This window comes from Halomarina halobia (assembly GCF_029338575.1).
Classification (GTDB): Archaea; Halobacteriota; Halobacteria; order Halobacteriales; family Haloarculaceae; genus Halomarina; species Halomarina halobia.
This window is the reverse complement of sequence record NZ_CP119993.1, coordinates 57,059-75,297: the sequence shown is the minus strand read 5'-3', so window position 1 is coordinate 75,297 and position 18,239 is coordinate 57,059. Positions and strand designations below refer to the sequence as shown.

Here is an 18,239-nt window from a genome sequence, read left to right as displayed (position 1 = left end):
GGTGATCGCCCCGCAGTAGTGCCCGCTATCGCGACGGTGACCACGGCTTCACGCGCTGTAGATCGGGATTCCGGAGACGCCACCGCAGGCCACTCCTCCGGGCCGTCGAGCAGCGACCGCCGTTGGTAGTGGATCACGTGTTCGCGCTTGCGCTGCCAGCCGGCGGACACGCGACCCGATCCGGGGAAGCCGACCGACTCGAGGCGACCACTGCGTCAGCGGAACGGAACTATTAATCCGCAGCCCGAACACGGAGAGATATGCCGGGGATCGTCACCCGAAACGCCGACGAACTCGATTGGCCGGAGTTCGACCTCGCGTTCTACGAGGTGAAGGACGTGACCGGTCGACGGGCCGAACCGATGCCCGAGGGCATCAGTATGATCTCCTGCTTCGGCGATAGCGCCGAGGCGGAGTCGAATCCGTCGCTGGTTCCGGTAGGCGAGGACGGGGAGCGGGCGACCCGGGAGCGGACCTACTTCGATTGGTCGTACGTCTGCCCGACCCGGCCCGAGTACCGACGGGAGCTGTTAGACCTGATCGAGAGGGCGACGGCCGTCAATCGGGACGTTCGCCTCGACGACGTCGGGTTCCCTCGGCCGGAGTACTGCCACTGTGACACCTGCAACGCGGCGTTCGCCGACAGCGACCACGACGACCGGTTCGAGTGGCGGGCGAGCGTCATCACCGACTTCGTCGGGGCTGCTGCCGAGCGGATACCCGACCGCGTCTACATGACGCTGTATCCGGACCCCTATCCCGGTCATCTCTACGAACGCGCCGGGATCGACGTCGAAGCGCTCTCGGCCTCGGTCGACGAATTCGTCGTCCCGCTGTACGACCTCGAGTACTCGACTACCTACTGGCTCGAGGTGATCGCCTCCGGCTTCGAAACCCTCCTCGAGACCCCGTTCAGCGTCGAACTCTACGCCGTCCACGTAGAGACAGGCAACCTCGTCCACGCAACAGAGGTGGCAGCGGAGTACGCAAATACCGTCCTCTATGCCTACGAAGCAGGGAACGCTCGCGAAGTTATCGAGCAGATGAACGAAGGTGACGGGGTCGAGGGACAGTAGCACTCCGACATCCCGACCCCCTTGTTCGGTGAGGGCTGGCTCCATCGAATCCGCGGAGGGCGACGGGTTCGACCGTTCGACGGCTCGTTCGACGAAGCGAACGGGGGCCTCTCACGACGTGGCGCTCGACTCTCGGTCCTCTACGCACCGTCGAACGGACGCAGGGAGCGGTGTCGGCTCGAAATCGGCATCGACGAGGATAAAGACGGCCCTGCCCTCGGCGGCCCGTCTCCCGTCAGCTTCCCGCGTGACCGTGAAGGTCGCGGTTAACGAACGCTCGCCCACTTCGATCGCGGTCTCGATCCGAGCCGTGTCGCCGGCGCGAAGTGGAGTCGTGAAGGACGCCGAGGTTTCGACCACGGGGAGGACGTACCCGTCGGCGCGTAATTGCTCCATCAGGTGGTCGGCGACGGGAGTGAAGTAGTCGTTCAGGGCGACGACGAAGAAGTGAAAGAGTCGGGGATAGTAGATCAATCCCCCCGCGTCGGTGTCCCCCCAAGTGATCGGAACGTCGGTTCGATGCGGCATCGTTCCCACCTACAGTAACGGCGTTGATAACCCTAGGGGTCGTGCGGGGCATGCGGTGGGTCTTGCCCCGTGGAGGCAACGAACGTCCGTCGAGTCTCTCCGATCTCGTCACGGGGACAAGCACAGTGTGGACGACGCTTCCGGGCACGCTAGTCGTCGAGCGGCCTGTGAGGATCGAGCCATCGACCGCCTCGTTCGGACCGATACGACTAATGGCGGCGAGGAAGAGAGTAACCGATATGCACCGTGAACCGGCGGAGGACTGGCCGGACGCCCCGTTGACGAGGGCCCAGGCGCGCGATCTACTCGGCGGGGAGGTAGTCGCGGTTTGGATCATGGACTACGAGGAGAACACCAGAGCGGTACTGCTCGACGCGGATACGCCGGACGACGTCGTTCTCGACGTCGTCCTCGAGACGGACGATCGGTACGACATGTTCAGTTACACAGACTACGAGGGGGAGATGACGTGGCTCTCCTTCGGCAGCGAACGGAAGGGAACGGAGGGCGGCGAGATGATGCAGGAGACGCTCGAGAGTTACCGACTGCTCGTTTCCGAGGGAGACGATACCTGACGTTCGCCGACCGATCCGTCCCGGGGAGATCCCAGTGGATATGGACGGGGGATTCGGACGTACCCCCGACTGAACCGCTACGGGGTGTCGATCGCGAAACTGCCGCGAGAGCGGAAGCGAACCGTAGGAGTCAGACAGGGCCTCGTATCGCTCTATTCGATCAATCCGTGATAGCGGAGAAAGCCACGAGTCTGGAAACGGGCTTCGAAACTCTCGATGTCGTCGTGATAGGGGTCGAGATCGACGAGCTCCGACCGGACCGCCCGCTCCGTCTCCATCAGGTCGCGATCGTGTTCCGTGTAGAGTTCGGGGATGCGCTCGTCGAACAGCGTCAGACGCTCGGCGGCGGTATCGATCTCGGCGTGCGGATCGTCTCGGCTACCGAAGTGCGAGAGCGCGAGTCGCTCGGCGTCGAACCCGCGCAGTCGATCGATCGTCTCCCCGACCGCCGCGACGTCGAACCGCGGGAGGGTGGCAGGAGGAAGCCAGACGCCTGCACGGGGATAGTACGAACCGATCGCTTCGTTGGCGAACAACGTTCCGCTCGTGGGGTCCCAGACCGCGAGATGGTCCGGAGCGTGTCCGGGGGTATAGACGAGGTCCAGCGCGCGATCACCTGCGGACAGCGATGCTCCCTCGTCACCCACACGAACGAGATTGTCCTCGGGGATCGGTTCGGGGCTCCCGAACTCCTCGAAGTGCCGTCCCATCGCTCGTTTCGTACTCTCGATGAGGGCGTCGGGGCTGATCAGGAACTCCGCGGTCGACTCGTGGACGTACACGCGGAGATCCGGCGCGTCCTCGACCAGGGCTGCTGCACCACCCGAGTGGTCGAGGTGGATGTGCGAGACGACCGCGTGGTCGAGTTCCTCGGGGGGGATGCCGACGTCGCGTAGCCCGGTACGAAGGGTCTCTACCCCCCGTGCGTAGCCGGTTTCGACGAGGACCGGTTCGGGACCGTCGACGACGTACGCAGCCAGCACCTGTTCGTCGAACATCTCGAGGTCGATACCGTAGATATCGCCGGCGACATCGAAGGCCATGTGTTACGGATACAGTGAGAGGGGGATAACTGTTCCCATGCTCCCGGATTCGGGGAGGCGGGGTGGAGACCGAGCGTCACGTGTCGACCGCGTCGACCGGGATCTCGAACAGTTCGTGAGGCATGGTCGAGAGTCGCTCGACACCTGTCGCCGTGACGAGGTAGTCGTCCTCGATCATCACAGCGCCCCGGTCGGGATGTACCAGTTTCGGCTCGACCGTTACCACCATTCCCTCCTCGATCTCCTCCGTGTTCCCCTGCATGAGGGTCGGTTCCTCGTCGACTTCGAGACCGATCCCGTGGCCGATATACGGAGCCTGCATCTCGGCGTAGCCGCACAACCAGTCTTCGACGCCAGCAGCGACCGCTCGCTCCCGTGCAGCGAGATACGGTGTCTCGGCTGCCACTCCGGGTTCGATGGCGTCACGCGCTGCTTCGTGGATGGCGAGCGTCAGGTCGAACCACTCGCGCTGCTCCTCGGTCGCCTCGCCGACGACGTACGTGCGAGCGACGTCACCGTGGTACCCCGCGTAATTGAGCGCGAGGTCGGCGACGAGGAAGTCCCCCGCTTCGAGCCGCCGATTCGACGGCCCCCAGGGCATGCTCCGGGAGGTGCCCGTCCCCGTAATCGTCATCGCGTGGCCGGAGATGAGCGGGAGCGTGTCACCGCTCGCGATCAGTCCCGCGGCCGGGAGCCGTGCGTCCCAGCGCCGAAAGAACACCCGATCGTCCATCCCGGCCGAGACGAGCCTGTCGGACACCGCGCCGGCGACTTCCTTCTCCGTCACGCCCGGCGCTGCACGCGCCCGAATACCCGCATGGGCGTGCTCGTACAACGTCGCGGCCGTTTTCAGCATACCGATTTCCTCACCGCTCTTGACGGCGCGTAGATCGAGGAGTAGATCGGAGATACCGACGACAGTCGCGTCCAGCGCCTCCGCGAGCTTATCGCCCAGCGAGACGGGAACGACGTCGGTCGGCAACCCGACAGTCCCGACAGCCCCGACCTCACTGACGTACTCAGCGAGCGCCGACAGACCGCCGTGACGCACCTGCTGGTCGGGGAGTCCGACTTCCTGCTCCGCGAACCCCATCCCCCGTCGGACGAACACCCGCGCCGCTTCGGGGCTGCCCGCCGGGACGTAGAGGTTCATCGGTTGACCGCTCCCCGCGAAATACGTCAGGTCGATGTAATTCGGCAGGACGGCACCGTCGACGTCGGCGTCGTCCAGCGCCGCTGCAAGGGCGGCTAAACGTCGCTCGTACCCGAACTCGGGGTACTCGTGTCTGTGTTCGTCGACGTCCCGTTCGTACGCGACCGTTCGATCGTATCGTCTCTCGCGAGTCATACTCTCTCACCCTCGTACACCACGAACCGCCCCGCTAACGTCGTGCTGATCCGTTCCTCGCAACCCGCGGCTGCGAGGAGTTCCCGCTGCTCGCTGCGCGTCGGCACCTCGTTTCCCCAGACGAGTTCCGACCACTGCGTCTCGACGCCCGCGACGAACGGGGGCAGGTCGAACTGGTCGTCGTCCTCCGGGTACACTTCGTCGAACGCTGCGATCACGCCGTCGTCGGTGAGAACCGTGCGCAACCGCTCGAAGAGCTGTCGACGACCGTCCGGATCGATCTCGTGTAGGCTCATAAAGAGGACGACGGCGTCGTACTCGCCGACGACCTCGACGGCGTCTTTCGTCCGAAACGTGGCTCGATCGGACACCCCGTAGCGCGCCGCTCGCTCGTTCGCGCGCTCGATCGCGTCCCCGTCGAGATCCAGCCCGACGACCTCCGCGTCCGGGTAGCGATCGCAGAGTCGGCAGGCGAGGTGTCCCGTCCCGCAACCGAGATCGAGTACCCGACCGCCTCGGGAGAGCCGCGACTCGAGCGCCGAGAGCAGTTCCGGCAGCAGTTTACCGACGAAGATGACCTGCAGTCCGCGGGTAGCCCCCTCGACGACGTCCGTGAACGCCGCGCCTCGTGCGGTGAACGGTCGCTCCTCGCCGCTTCCGAAGTACGCCGGGTACGCAGCGTAATCCTCGCTCAGATACGTTCCGGCGAACCTGAACACGTCACCCATGTACTGAGGGGCGTCCGCGTTCGCCAGCGGCGTGACGAACTCCTCCTCGAGACGGAAGGTGACGGGGGAGCCCGTTCCATCGACGTCGGATCGCGGCTCGGCACTGAGCAATCCCCATCGGAGCCCGACCTCGCAGAACCGTCGCACGTACGGACGGTGCAGGTCTAGACGGTCGGCCAGGTCGTCCGGCGTCCGTGGCTCGACGAGCGCCTCGAATAACTCGCACTCGACCCCCGTGTACACGTAGTACGTGGCGTGAAAACCGCTGACGAAGCTGTGGAGCCGTTCAACTGGATCCACGATCTACCTCCGAGCGGTCGTTCTCGTCGATCTCGGTCTCTACAGCTCGTCGCAACGGAAGCGCCAGTTCGCTGGCCAAGGTGTATGGGTCCACCTCGTCGTCGAGCCGTTCGCCGTGGGCGGCCAGCAACCGCGTTCGTAACTCCTCGACCTCGGTCGCCAGATGGACGTCGACTTCCTGCTCGAACCGCGCAGCCCGTCGTTCTTCGAGTTCCCCGCTCGATTCGAGATGCTCGTAGTGGGCGTTCAGGGCGTCGATGAGCTCGTCGATCCCCTCCCGTCGCGTGGCGACCGTCGTCTCGACCCTCGGTACCCACTCTGCGGCCTCATCAGTCCGGTCAGCGCCTTCGCGGTCCAGGTCCTGCCCGATACGAATCATCTGCGCGAGTTCCTGGGCCGTCGCGCTCGCTCCATCGAGATCCGCTTTGTTGACGGCGAAGACATCGGCGATTTCGAGGATCCCCGCCTTGTTCGCCTGCACGTCGTCGCCAGCGCCCGGGATCGCAACGAGACAGACGGAGTCCGCCGCTCGGACGATCTCGACTTCGTTCTGGCCCGCACCGACTGTTTCGACGATGATGATGTCCTTGCCGAACGCGTCCATCGCGCGGATGACGTCGAACGTCGCGGCTGCGAGCCCTCCGGAGTGGCCTCTGGCGCTCATCGAGCGAAAGAACACGTCGGGATCCTCCGGACGGGAGACCTGACGTACGCGATCGCCGAGCACGCTGCCGCCCGAGTACGGCGAGGACGGATCGACCGCGATGACACCGACGGTGAGGCCGCGCTCGCGGAACCCGTCGACGAGTTTGTCGACGAGTGTCGATTTCCCCGCACCGGGCTGCCCGGTGACGCCGATGGTGCGCGTTCCGTTCGCGTGCTGGTACAGTGCTTTCACTGCCTCCTGATAGTCGGGCGATCCGTTTTCGATGCGCGTGATGAGCCGCGAGAGGGCGAGTTGCTCACCGGCCAGGACACCCTCGACGAGGCCGGCCAACTCCCCGTCTAGATCACCGGCTGGGTACTCCGATGTGGTCATTACTTCGTGGTTTGGCATGCATATCGGTCACTCACCCAGTTCGTCCTGCACGTACTCGACGATCTCGTTGATGTCGCTATCCGGACCGAACACTCTGTCGACGCCCACGTCGAGCAGTTCTCGCTTGTCCTGGTCTGGGATCGTTCCGCCGACGAGTACGAGGACGTCCGTCATACCGCCCTCTTCCAGCCGATCCAACACCTTCGGGACGAGCGTGTCGTGTGCGCCACTCAGGATGCTCAGACCGAGGACGTCGACGTCCTCCTGGATCGCGGTCTGAACGATGGCCTCCGGCGATTGCCGGAGGCCGGAGTAGATGACCTCACAGCCGGCGTCGCGGAACGCCCGAGCGACGACCTTCGCCCCGCGATCGTGGCCGTCCAGGCCGGGCTTGCCGATCAGCACGCGGATGGTCTTCGACCAGTCGCCCGTATCCTGTGATGAACTCACGTCAGAACACCCCGGGGTCTTCGTAGGTGCCGTACTTCTCACGAAGCACGCCCATCATTTCGCCCTCGGTGGCGTAGACCTTCGCGGCGTCCACCAGATACGGCATGATGTTTTCGTCGTTCTCGACGGCGTCCCGTAGCGCCCCGATCTTCGCGTCGACCGCTTCCTCGTCCCGCTCGTCTCTCACCGCTCGCAGCCGCTCGATCTGACGTTCCTCGGTCGCGGGATCGGCCGTGAACAGCTCGACGTCCGCCGCATCGCCACCCTCGGTGTAGCAGTTGACGCCGACTTTCTTCAACTCGCCCCGCGTTTTGCGCTTCTCCCACTGATAGGAGGAGTCGACGATCTCCTGTTCGAAGTAGCCGCTTTCGATGCCCTGAAGCATGCCTTCTTTCATGTTTCCGTCGCCCATCTCCTCGATGTCCGTGAGATACTCGAGGATCCGTTCCTCCATGTCCCGGGTCGCCCTCTCGACGTAGTAGCTCCCGCCCACTGGATCGATCGTTTCGCTGATACCACTCTCGTGGGCGATGACCTGCTGCGTGCGGATCGCGATGCGCATCGCGTCCTCGCTCGGGATCGACAGCGCCTCGTCGTATCCGTTCGTGTGCAGCGACTGGCACCCCCCCAACACCGCCGCCATCGCCTGAATCGTCGTCCGCACGATGTTGACCATGGGTTGCTTTGCGGTGAGGCTCTCGCCGGCCGTCTGAACGTGATAGCGCATCCGCTTTGCGGCGTCAGTCTCGACGCCGTAGCGCTCTTCCATGATCCGCGCCCAGATGCGCCGGACCGCTCGGAACTTCGCGATCTCCTCGAAGAAGTCCGTCTGCGAGACGAAGAAGAACGACATGCGAGGGACGAAGTCGTCGGGATCGAGCCCGCGCTCGATGCCGGCGTCGACGTAGCCCATCCCCGCGCCGAGCGTGAACGCCGCCTCCTGGGCCGCCGAACCGCCGGCTTCCCGGGTGTGATAGCCGCTGACGTTCGCCCAGTACCAGTTCGGCACCTCCTCGGTGCAGTACTCCATGACGTCCTTGACGATCTCGATGTTGGGACGCGGCGGGAGCGCGAACGTCTTCTGCGCGATGAACTCCTTGAAGATCGAGTTCTGGATGGTCCCGCGGAGTTTCTCTCGATCGACGCCGCGCTTGTCGGCCAGCGCGACGTAGAAAGCGAGCATGATCGGTGCGGGGGAGTTGATCGTCATACTCGTCGAGACCTCGTCGAGCGGGATATCCTCGAACAGGTCCTCGACGTCGGCGAGCGTGTCGATGGCGACGCCGATGCGGCCGACCTCACCCTCCGAGTGGGAATCGTCGGAGTCGTACCCGGTCAGTGTGGGGTGATCGAAGTCGGTCGACAACCCCGTCTGTCCAGCCTCCAGGAGGTACTTGTACCGCTCGTTGGTCTCCACGGCGGTTTCGAACCCCGCGATCTGGCGGTGGGTCCACAGGCGTCCCCGGTACATCGTGGGATACGGACCGCGCGTGAACGGTGGATCCCCCGGGAACCCGAGGTCACTCTCGTAATCGAGGTTCTCGAGGTCTTTGGGCGTATAGAGGCGCTTGCGTTCGTATCCCGAGAGCGTCTTGAACATCTCCCGACGCTCGGGATGGCTCTCCAGCCACTCTTCGAGCGTACCGCCCTCCCAGCTATCGTATGCCTCGACGAACTCCCTGAGTCGGTGTTCGTCGAACATCGAGGCGGTCCGCTGCTCGTCCGGATCGTACATCCCCGTCGCTTCGTCCAACGGGGACTCCTTTTCGTCGTCTCGTGTTTGCGGGCTCATGTCGTGATTTCCTCTCAGATATCGACCGGGATCTTTCGTCTGTCTTCCACCCGATCCGCCTTGAACTGTGTTCGCTCAAGCGTACCCTTTTTTACGACTGTCACGTTCGGGCTGAGGCCGATCTCGGCCTTGATCGACCTGCGGACGAGGGCGCGAAACTCGTCGTCTTCCACGTCGCTGTCTTCGTCCCGTTCGACGACGAGCTCGAGGGTATCGAGCGCCTCCTCGTTCTCGACGACGACGCGGAACTCGTCGCCGAACGCGTCGAGGGCGTGGAGCCGATCCTCGATCTGGGAGGGGAAGACGTTTTTCCCACGGATGACCAGCATATCGTCGACCCGGCCGTACACGCCCCTCGGAAGCGTCGGATACGTCCGCCCACACTCACAGTCCGTCTCCTCGGGGCTCTCCCAGTAGGAGATGTCCCCACTCCACAGGCGGATCATCGGCTGGGACGTCCGCTCGAGGTGCGTGTACGTCGGGACTCCCTCCTCTCCGTACTCGAGGAACGCTTCCGTCTCCGGGTCGAGCAGTTCCGTGTACACGATGTCCTGCCAGACGTGCATTCCGTTTTCGAGATGTCGGCAGCCCGAGTTCGACATCCACGGTGTCATCTCGGCCATGCTCCCCTGGTCGATGACCGTGCAGTCGAACAGCGTCTCGATCCGTCTGCGCGTCGAGGGAACGCTCGCACCCGGTTCCCCCGAGAAGAACATGACTTTGAACTCGAAGTCCTCGGTGGGGTCGTACCCCTTCTCCTCCGCCGTCTCTCCGAGATAAATCGCGTACGACGGCGTTCCGTAGAGCGCGTCGGGACGGAGATCGGCGATCCATTCGACCGCCTGTTCCGTCTGGCCTTCCATGCCGGCACCGAACGGGAACGTCGAGCAGCCGAGCCGGTCGACGCCCTGAAGCGCACCCCACGAACCGAGATACTGGATGAACGGACTGGTGATGATGACGCGATCGTCCGGTCGTAAACCGATACTCCAGAGGATCTGGGCGTGCCACTCGGCGATTCGATCCCAGTCCCCGGCCCCGATGCCGAACACCTTCGGTCGTCCGGTCGTCCCGGACGTGCCGTAGATACGTTCGATCCCGTTCTCGTCGATGCAGAGGAATCGCCCGAACGGGGGATGCTCCTTCTGCTCCCTCTTGATGGCCTCGTTCGTCAATACTGGCAACTCCCGGAACTCCTCGAACGAGGTGATATCGGTCGGATCGACGTCGACGTCCTCGTAGTACTCCCGGTAGAACCCACTGTTTTCGTAGGCGTACCTGACTTGCTCGTTTATCTTCTCGAGTATCACCGTCCGTCGTTCGTCCGGTGGACGGGTCTCTTGGTCCCTCTCCCAGTACTCGCTGTCTGAAGCAGGGATCGGTTTCCCGATCTCTGTCGGCGGCCAAGATATCACACGCGGAGTATCCCACTCGACTATGATATAGGTTTCGCATGAGCTACCAAGTGTCAGAGTAACACGCACCGAGGCGACACGACTCGCGCGTTCCGTCTACAGCGACTCGATCACTCTACGGACGGATCGTCCCAGGGCGCGGGACGAACCGCGTCCCACCACCGGAAACGCCGTCCGTCGCAGTTTCGGTCGGGAACTCACTTCGCTGCGCGATATTCGCGCTCTAGTCTGTCCCAGAGATCGAGGGGCTGGTAGTCCGGGACGCGTGCGAGCCCGTTTGCAGCGTCCGGACTGACGACGTCCGGGTCGACGGGAACGTCGACCACGACCGGGCCGTCCCGATCTATGGCGGTCTCGACGGCCCGGTCGAGGTCCGCCACGCCGGAAACGGACAGCCCACGGGCACCCATCGCCTCCGCGACCTCGTCGTACGCCACGTTCTCGAGGCGGACGCCGACCTCGCGACCGTAGTTCTCGACCTGATCGTAGCGCTCGATGTTCCATCCGGCGTTGTTCGCCACCACGATGGCTACGTCGGCGTCCTCACGGACCGCGGTCTCGATGTCAGCGAGATTGAACCCGAGCGAGCCGTCGCCGGTGAAGCAGACGACGTCCGCCTCCGGGCGGGCGAGCGAGGCGCCGATGGCGAACGGGACGCCGACACCCAGACAGCCGAGCGGTCCGGGGTCGAGGTAGCGCCCCGGACCGGACGCCGCTAACGCCACTCGACCGAACGACAGCGCGTCGCCGCCGTCGCACACGATGACGGTGTCGTCGCCCAGTGCGCGCTCTATGGCACCGCAGACCCGATACGGGTGGAGTGGCTCGGCGTCGGCCCGCTTCCGATCGGCGAGTCTCCGTGCGCGCTCCGCGTGAGTGTCCCGTACCTCCTCGACCCAGGTCGCACTGGCGACCGGCCCGTCGATCCGCGCTTCGAGCCCGGGGACCGCCGAAGCGACGGTTCCCTTGATCGCGACGTCCGGCGTCCTGTTCTTCCGGAGGGCTCCGGAATCGACGTCGACCTGAATGAACGCCGTGTCCTCGAAGACGGCCGGACTCGCGTACCCGAGCGTGAAATCCATTCGCTTGCCCAGCAGGAGGAGCGTGTCCGCCTGCGCCATGACGTCCCCTCGGGCACCCGGAACGCAGTACTCGTTCGACCCGGAGACGACGCCCTTGCTACCGGCGGTCGTGAGGACCGGTAACTGCGCCGCGGCGACGAACGATCGGACCTCCGCCGCCGCGGCGCGCGCGCCGCGGCCCAGCACGACCGCCGGCCGCTCGGCCTCGTTCAAGATCGTAGCAGCCCGGTCGAGTGCGTCCCCGTCGGCACTCGTGTCGTGAGGTCCGGTCGGGACGGGTCGCTGGAAGTTCGCCCGTCCAACATCGCGCAGCACGTCGGTGGGGACCTCGACGACCGCGGGCGCTCGCTCGTCGAGCGCCGCGCCAGCGGCCTCGACCAGGTGGTCCCGGATCCGATCCGGTTCGAACGCTGTTCGGTCCGCTACCGTTATGGCGTCCGCTATGGCCCGGTGAGGGGTCCCCTGCAGTGCTCCACGATCGAATTGCGGAATTGGCGGTCGACCGGTCACGACGAGTACCGGTACACCCGACGTGTGGGCGTTAGCGATTCCCGTCACCGCGTTCGTAAAACCCGGCCCCGCGGTGACCATCGCCACGCCCAACTCGCCCGTGACTTCGGCGTGGGCGTGGGCCGCGTGGACGGCCGCACGCTCGTCGCGCACGTCCACGAGATCGGCGTCAGTGTCCGCGATCTCGTCCCAGATCGGCTGGACGTGTCCACCACAGAGACCGTACACCCGTTCGGTCAACTCGGACAAGGTTCTGGCTGCTATGCGAGCTCCCGTGTGAGTGGTTGCCATCCAGAGCAATTGTTGCTGGACGACGTATTATTTTTTCGGTGCTCGAAGGCGGGTAAGGCGCGATTACGCCCGAATACGTTCGCGAGGACGAGTCGATAGAGGGGCCTGAGCTTTTTTATCTACTCCCGCTCTGGAGTGACGTGGAATGGATCACTCCAGACCCTACCACCTCTACGAGGTCGGTGAACAACCGATCGACGACAGACTCGGCATCGGCATTCAGTTCCTGATGAACGCCAAGGACCGCGATGACGCGCAGATGTTCGACCAGGGTATCATCCACGTCGAACCGGGCGAGAGCGTTACTCGCCACGTCCATCGCTACAGTGGCGAGACCTTCTACGGACTCGAAGGCGAGGGGGAGATCGTCATCGAGGGCGAGCCAGTCCCCTGCCACGCGAACGAGCATCTCGTGTTCATCCCGCCGGGTGTTCCGCACTATCCGCGCAACCCCGGCGACGCCGGCGAGACGTTCCGGGCCATGTTCATCCACTCGCCGGCGATCATCAACGGAGACACGTACACGGTCGACGAAGCGGGCAACCCCGTAGACGGCGAGAAGTGATCGGAAAAGCCGCGCTATGACCTGTCGTGACGTTCGCGTCCGAAGCGTCGACCTCTCGCACGTTAGACGGACGCGCACCTCGAGACGCTAAGCGTCTTGCGTGCCCACGAGAACCGAAGGTTCTCGGGACGTCAGAGACGTTCCTTCGGGAAAACAGCGATAGCGAAGTCAGGCCGATGGCACGGCCCGTGCGATTCGAGTGGGACGACCGCGACTGGTCGGGGACACCATACCCTCACGACAGTCCCAAAGAAGTGCGCACGAACCCGCCGCCCCCGTGGGTCGTAGCCGAACCCCCGACGTGAGGAATCCTCGCGCTGTAGCGCGGGGAGGACGTCAAACGCTCAGGTACTTCTTGCGGAGATCGGGGCTCGCCCGGAGTTCGTTCGGCGTCATCTCGTCGACGATGCTCCCCTGGTCGATGAAGTAGTGGCGGTCGCTCACGTCCATCGCCATGACGACGTTCTGCTCGACCAGGAAGATCGTGAGCCCCTCCTCCTCGTTCAGGGTCGTAATGATGTTCTCGACGTCACGTACGATGAACGGTGCGAGCCCCTCACTGGGCTCGTCCATGAGCATGATCTCGGGGTTGCTGGCCAGGGCGCGACCGATGGCGAGCATCTGTTGCTCGCCGCCGCTGAGGTTCCGGGCGGCCTTGTCCCCCAGCTCTCGGAGCCGGGGGAAGTATCCCATGACCTCGTCCATCGACAGCGGGTCGTCCGCGTTGTTGATCGCCATCCGGATGTTCTCGCTGATAGTGAGACCGGGCCAGACGCGGCGTTCCTCGGGGACGTACCCGATCCCTCTATTTATCCGCTCGTACGTCTTCAGATCGGTCACGTCGTCCCCGTCGAGACGGATCGCTCCGTCCTGTACGTACGGCGGTTTCGCGCCCGCGACGCAACGCATGGTCGTCGACTTTCCGGCGCCGTTACGCCCCAGTAGCGAGACGACCTCACCCCTCTCGATGTCGAGCGATACGTCGAACAGTACCTGTCCGGTTCCGTACCCCGCACAGAGGTCCGCTATTTCGAAGAACGTCATGGCTACTCTATCCCCTCCTTCAGGCCACCGAGATAGGCGTCCTGTACGTCCTCGTTCCCTCGAATCTCCTCTGGAGTGCCCGTGGCGATGTGTTCACCGTTGTACAGCACGCTGATACGGTCGCTGATTCCCATCACTACGCTCATGTCGTGCTCGATGAGCACGATCGAGATCCCCAACTCATCGCCGATGGTCCGAATGAGTTCCGCGGTTTCGTCGGTCGCCTCGGGGCCCATTCCGCTGGTCGGTTCGTCCAGTAACAGCAGGTCCGGATCCGTCGCCAGCGAGATCGCGATACCGAGACGGCGCTGGTCACCGTGTGAGAGGTTTCTCGCTTTCGTGTTGCGCTCGTCGGTGAGACTGAGCCGCTCGATTAGCGCCTCGGCCCGGTCCCGCTTCATAGTGTCTGCCCTCGAGAACACGTCGAAGCTGAACGACCCGAGTTCGGCCGTCTGCGCGGCGATTCGGACGTTCTCGAAGGCGGTCCGGTCGAAGAACAGTTCGTTACTCTGGTACGAACGGCCGAGGCCGCGCTGTGCGCGGTCCTCGATCGAAACGCCCGTAACGTCCTCGCCCTTGAAGTGGACCGTACCGTCCGTCGGGGCCAACACGCCGGTTATGAGGTTGAAGAACGTCGTCTTCCCGGCGCCGTTCGGGCCGATGATCGAGCGCATCTCGCCGCGCTTCACGCTGAGGGAGATAGCGTCGTTGGCCACGACTTCGCCGAACTTCTTGGTGAGGTCTCTCGCTTCGAGCACCGTGTCCGCTTCCACGTCCGCGTCTCGTCTCACGTCAGTTGACTCTGCCATCGTTCACTTCCCTCCCAGGAGTTCGTTCGCGATCCGGCGGATGCCTCCCTTGATCGCTCCGTAGCCTCCCGTCCGAGGTGCGACCAGGATGACGGTGACGAACAGCAGGCCGAGGCCGAACTGCCAGAAGTGACGCAGTTCGCCGATGGCCTGTAACCCGCTGAGGGACTCCTCGGCGAGGAACCAGAGAAAGACGCCGAACATCGGGCCGGCGAAGGTATTGATACCGCCGAGGATCGACATTATGACCACTTCGCCGCTGGTGTGCCACGTCAGTTGGCTCGTCGCGACGCTCTGATTGACCACCACCAGCATGCAACCCGCAGCGGCGGTGAAGATAGCGCTGATGACGAACGTGTGAACCTTGTACCGGTAGGTGTTGACGCCGATACTCCGGGCGAGTTGTTCGTTCTCCTTTATCGTCAGGAGCGTTCGCCCGAACGGCGAACGAACGATGCGGTACAGGAGGAAGACCCCGACGACGAACAGGAGCGCGACCGCCCAGTAGATGTCGACCTGTACGGAGCCGACCACGACCTGGAGATTGCCGCGGAACGCCTCCACGAACGGGGGGAGCATGCCGGAGGAAAGCCCGTCGTTTCCCCCGGTGAGGCCGCCCGGATTCGAGTTCCCGATGTACCAGACGAGTTCGCCGAAGGCGATCGTCAGCAGGGCGAAGTAGATCTCACCCTTTTCGGCGATCAGTCGCGCGATCACGTACGCGAGGAGGCCCATCGAGAGCAGCGCCAGGGGTGCCCCGACGACGATCATTACCGGACCGAGCTCTCTCATTGTGATCGCCAGAACGTACATACCGCCGCCGAAGAACATCGCGTGCCCGAACGATAGCAGCCCGGCGTACCCCAAGAGAAGATTGAACGCGACCGCGAACAACATCCAGATGAGGACGTTCGCGGCAACACCACGGAACCCCATCAGCGTCTCTGCGACGACCGGCATGATCAGCACGAGCATCCCCAGCGAGGCGATGACGAGGAGGTCGGCCCGCCACCCCGGTACCGTCGTCGTTCCGTTGACGAACTGCCTGATCCGTTCTTTCCCCGTGGACGCTCGTCTACTCATCCGTGATCACCTCCCGGCGGGGGGTCACCGTAGCGACGACCGGTCGAAGGGTGGATCCGCGCGTGATGATCATTCGAGGAATCCCTCCTGACCGAAGAGGCCGCGCGGCCGGTCGAGCAACACGACGATCATGACGATGAACGGGATGACCCGCCGGACTCCCTGGAGTCCGAGCCAGGGAAGGCCGGTGTAGATCGCGAGCGTTTTGAACATTATAGGCGCTAAGAGCATCGATTGTCCGATGAGAAGACCGCCGACGACGCTCCCGAAGAAGCTCCCCATACCGCCGACGACGATCACGACGAACGCGATGATGATGAACTGCCCTCCCATCCCGGGGTTGATTCCCGTTGCGGCCCCCCGGAGCACACCTGCGAGCCCGGCGAGGAGCGACCCGAAGAAGAACAGCGCCGTGAACTTGATCGGCAAGTTCTCACCGACGAGTTCCGTCATCTCGGCGTCCTGCACACCTGCTCGGATGGAAAGCCCGAAGTCAGTCCGGACGATCAAGAGGTACGACGCGATGACCGCCAGGATCCCGACCGTAGCCGTGAATATCCGTATCCCGGCCACCGACGTGATCCCCAGGGAGATCGGTCGGCCGAGGATTTCGGCCGGATACGCGAGGGGAGAAGCTCCCCACGTGTACCGTATCACTTCTTCGAGCATCAGCGCGACGCCGAACGTCAGCAACAGGCCGTTGATCGGCTCAGTGCCGTAGAGCCGCCTGAGCAGGAACCGCTCCATGACGGCACCGAAGAGTCCCACGGCGATCGGCACGACGAGCAGCGCGACCCAGATCGACATGCCGGACTGCACGACGACGGCGTACGACAGGTACCCGCCGAGCATGAAGAACCAGCCGTGGGCGAAGTTGATCACCCCCATCAACCCGAGAATGAGCGCCAGCCCGAGCGCGATCATCACGAGCGTCATTCCGAACACGAGCCCGTTTATGACCTGCGTGAAGAACAGGTCCCTGTAGACGGCGATCGTCAGGAGGATCCACCCCGCGAGCAGGGCGTAAAGCACCTTCCAGGTCGTTCGCATGTTCGCGAGCGCCTCGGTGAGATCGCTGTGCCATCTCCCCTGTGACGCTGTTTCACTTGACATAGTTACACACCCACATGGCCGATAGTGGAAAACGGAGACTGTTAGCTGTTACGGTCCGACAGTCACTCGAACTGACAGCCGGTCTCGTCGCACGATCGGACGACCTCGTCGGCCTGTTTCTTCGCCGTCTGTTCGAACCAGACCCGCGGGTGCTCGCTGCCCATCTCGCTCGCGTCCTTCGCTTTGACGGCGTAGGTCGGCTTCAGGTTCTGGTGGTCGCACTCGCGCCACTTCTGGGTCCCCTCGAGGAGACCGCCGTCCGTGTAGTCGTGACCTTCGAGCGCCTCCGTGATGTCCTCGGCCCTCACGGAACCCGCTCGATGTGCCGCACGGACGAGTTGGTCCATCGACGTGTATCCGAGATAGTGTCGAGAGAACGCGGTTCGGTCGTACTCGCTGGCGACGCGCTCCACGAGCTCGCCCGTTTTCCCCTCCTGGATGGCGGGACCCCAGACGGTACCCCAGACACCCATCTTCGCTACACCCTCCGGTCCGAGGGCGAAGAGGTTCTCGTCTTCCAGCAGTACGCCGCTCATTTTGACCTGGTCCGAGATACCGCTGTCGAGGTACTGCTTACAACTCCGAGTCGTGTCCGCGCCGGCCGTGATGTTCGCCATCGCTTCCGCGCCCGAGTCCGCGATACGGCTCAGAGCGCCGCTGTAATCGTCCGCACCGAGCGGCACGGCGATCTCGCCGACGACCTCGACGTCCTGTTCCTCGAGGACCGAACGCACGGCGTCACGCGCCGTCTGTCCCCACGTGTAGTCGGCGTACATGAGCGCGTACGAGTCGGCGTGCTCGGCCATGGCATTGCCCGCCGTCCGCGCGAGCATCGTGTTCGAACTCGGCGTCCGAAACATGTGTTTAGCGCAGGACGAGCCCGTCGTCGCGTCGGAGTGGCTCCCCGACGCGATGAAGGCGACGCTGTTCCGCGTCGCCCACTGGCCCATGGCGATCGCTACCGAGGACGAGACGCCCCCCATCAGAACGTCCACCCGGTCTTCGGTGACGAGTTCCTGTGCCTTCTGTACGCCGGTGTCGGGGTTCGCTTCCGTGTCCGCGGTGGTGAGCTGAATATCGACACCCAGCTCCTCCTTCAGATCGGCTATCGCGAGTTCCGCCCCCTGCTGCTCGGCCTTCCCGAGGCTGGCGTACACGCCGCTGAACGGATCGGCGAGACCGACGTGGATCTTCTCGATCCCACCGCCGCCCCCGGAGGAACCGTTTCCACCACCGCCGCCGCCACCGCCACCGCCGCCACCGCCGCCACCGCCGCCACCGGTACAGCCAGCCAGACCAGTTATCCCGAGCGTACCGAGTACGCTGGCCCGTTTCAATACCTGTCGTCGACTCTTTGAACTGGCACCATGTGCCATGGCACTTAACAATTTTAATGGTTATTAACGTTTTGGTTTGCTGTAAGACTCATTTCACATTGAGCGGTCCGG

Annotated in this window: 17 protein-coding genes and 1 pseudogene; 4 read left to right on the top strand and 14 right to left on the bottom strand. The window is 64.0% G+C overall.

What is annotated here, in order from left to right; all coding sequences use genetic code 11:
• The first annotated feature begins 260 nt into the window (after positions 1-260).
• Positions 261-1,076 carry a hypothetical protein gene (locus P1K31_RS15930; protein WP_276306295.1) on the top strand — a complete coding sequence of 272 codons (816 nt, stop codon included), beginning with the start codon at positions 261-263 and terminating at the stop codon, positions 1,074-1,076.
• A 111-nt stretch (positions 1,077-1,187) separates the two neighbouring features.
• Here P1K31_RS15930 and P1K31_RS15925 read toward each other — a convergent pair whose 3' ends face one another.
• Positions 1,188-1,604: an acyl-CoA thioesterase gene (locus tag P1K31_RS15925; protein WP_276306294.1), complete on the bottom strand. Its 417-nt coding sequence runs from the start codon at positions 1,602-1,604 to the stop codon at positions 1,188-1,190.
• Positions 1,605-1,654: 50 nt separating this feature from the next.
• Between P1K31_RS15925 and P1K31_RS15920 the strand changes: the two genes are divergently transcribed.
• Entirely contained in the window at positions 1,655-2,179 is a 525-nt protein-coding gene (locus P1K31_RS15920; RefSeq protein WP_276306293.1) for a hypothetical protein, read from the top strand.
• A gap of 152 nt (positions 2,180-2,331) precedes the next feature.
• On the opposite strand, the gene P1K31_RS15915 is transcribed toward P1K31_RS15920, so the two are convergent.
• The 8 genes from P1K31_RS15915 to P1K31_RS15880 all read right to left on the bottom strand — a co-directional run bounded on the left by P1K31_RS15915 (position 2,332) and on the right by P1K31_RS15880 (position 12,177).
• Positions 2,332-3,222, bottom strand: a complete 891-nt coding sequence (locus tag P1K31_RS15915; protein ID WP_276306292.1) for an MBL fold metallo-hydrolase — start codon at positions 3,220-3,222, stop codon at positions 2,332-2,334.
• Positions 3,223-3,298: 76 nt separating this feature from the next.
• A complete protein-coding gene (locus P1K31_RS15910) occupies positions 3,299-4,570 on the bottom strand; it encodes a M24 family metallopeptidase (protein WP_276306291.1) in 1,272 nt (423 codons plus the stop codon).
• Positions 4,567-5,598, bottom strand: coding sequence for an SAM-dependent methyltransferase (locus P1K31_RS15905; RefSeq protein WP_276306290.1), 1,032 nt, complete (start codon positions 5,596-5,598; stop codon positions 4,567-4,569). Before P1K31_RS15905 ends, P1K31_RS15910 begins: the two co-directional genes overlap by 4 nt.
• The gene (meaB, locus tag P1K31_RS15900; protein WP_276306289.1) at positions 5,585-6,637 is read right to left on the bottom strand and encodes a methylmalonyl Co-A mutase-associated GTPase MeaB; all 1,053 of its coding nucleotides are present in this window, start codon (positions 6,635-6,637) and stop codon (positions 5,585-5,587) included. The genes P1K31_RS15905 and meaB overlap by 14 nt, the downstream gene beginning before the upstream one ends.
• 27 nt (positions 6,638-6,664) lie before the next feature.
• Positions 6,665-7,087, bottom strand: coding sequence for a cobalamin B12-binding domain-containing protein (locus tag P1K31_RS15895; RefSeq protein ID WP_276306288.1), 423 nt, complete (start codon positions 7,085-7,087; stop codon positions 6,665-6,667).
• 1 nt (position 7,088) lies between these two features.
• Positions 7,089-8,789 carry an acyl-CoA mutase large subunit family protein gene (locus P1K31_RS15890; protein ID WP_276306726.1) on the bottom strand — a complete coding sequence of 567 codons (1,701 nt, stop codon included), beginning with the start codon at positions 8,787-8,789 and terminating at the stop codon, positions 7,089-7,091.
• Between the two features lie 104 nt (positions 8,790-8,893).
• Positions 8,894-10,189 (bottom strand): phenylacetate--CoA ligase family protein, encoded by a 1,296-nt coding sequence (locus P1K31_RS15885; protein WP_276306287.1) that lies wholly within the window; start codon positions 10,187-10,189, stop codon positions 8,894-8,896.
• Positions 10,190-10,491: 302 nt separating this feature from the next.
• Positions 10,492-12,177, bottom strand: coding sequence for a thiamine pyrophosphate-binding protein (locus P1K31_RS15880; RefSeq protein ID WP_379794671.1), 1,686 nt, complete (start codon positions 12,175-12,177; stop codon positions 10,492-10,494).
• Between the two features lie 145 nt (positions 12,178-12,322).
• On the opposite strand from P1K31_RS15880, the gene P1K31_RS15875 reads away from it, so the two are divergent.
• On the top strand, positions 12,323-12,742 hold the full coding sequence (locus tag P1K31_RS15875; RefSeq protein WP_276306285.1) for a cupin domain-containing protein: 420 nt from the start codon (positions 12,323-12,325) through the stop codon (positions 12,740-12,742).
• Between the two features lie 122 nt (positions 12,743-12,864).
• Positions 12,865-13,047: pseudogene (locus tag P1K31_RS22105) on the top strand (hypothetical protein); the annotation flags it as partial.
• Positions 13,048-13,078: 31 nt separating this feature from the next.
• On the opposite strand, the gene P1K31_RS15870 reads toward P1K31_RS22105, so the two are convergent.
• From P1K31_RS15870 to P1K31_RS15850, 5 genes are all read right to left on the bottom strand, one after another.
• A complete protein-coding gene (locus tag P1K31_RS15870; protein ID WP_276306284.1) occupies positions 13,079-13,786 on the bottom strand; it encodes an ABC transporter ATP-binding protein in 708 nt (235 codons plus the stop codon).
• Between the two features lie 2 nt (positions 13,787-13,788).
• Entirely contained in the window at positions 13,789-14,595 is an 807-nt protein-coding gene (locus tag P1K31_RS15865) for an ABC transporter ATP-binding protein (RefSeq protein ID WP_276306283.1), read from the bottom strand.
• Positions 14,596-14,598: 3 nt separating this feature from the next.
• Positions 14,599-15,678: a branched-chain amino acid ABC transporter permease gene (locus tag P1K31_RS15860; protein WP_276306282.1), complete on the bottom strand. Its 1,080-nt coding sequence runs from the start codon at positions 15,676-15,678 to the stop codon at positions 14,599-14,601.
• A 69-nt stretch (positions 15,679-15,747) separates the two neighbouring features.
• Positions 15,748-16,791, bottom strand: a complete 1,044-nt coding sequence (locus tag P1K31_RS15855; protein ID WP_276306281.1) for a branched-chain amino acid ABC transporter permease — start codon at positions 16,789-16,791, stop codon at positions 15,748-15,750.
• Positions 16,792-16,853: 62 nt separating this feature from the next.
• Positions 16,854-18,128, bottom strand: coding sequence for an ABC transporter substrate-binding protein (locus P1K31_RS15850; protein WP_276306280.1), 1,275 nt, complete (start codon positions 18,126-18,128; stop codon positions 16,854-16,856).
• Positions 18,129-18,239 lie beyond the last annotated feature (111 nt).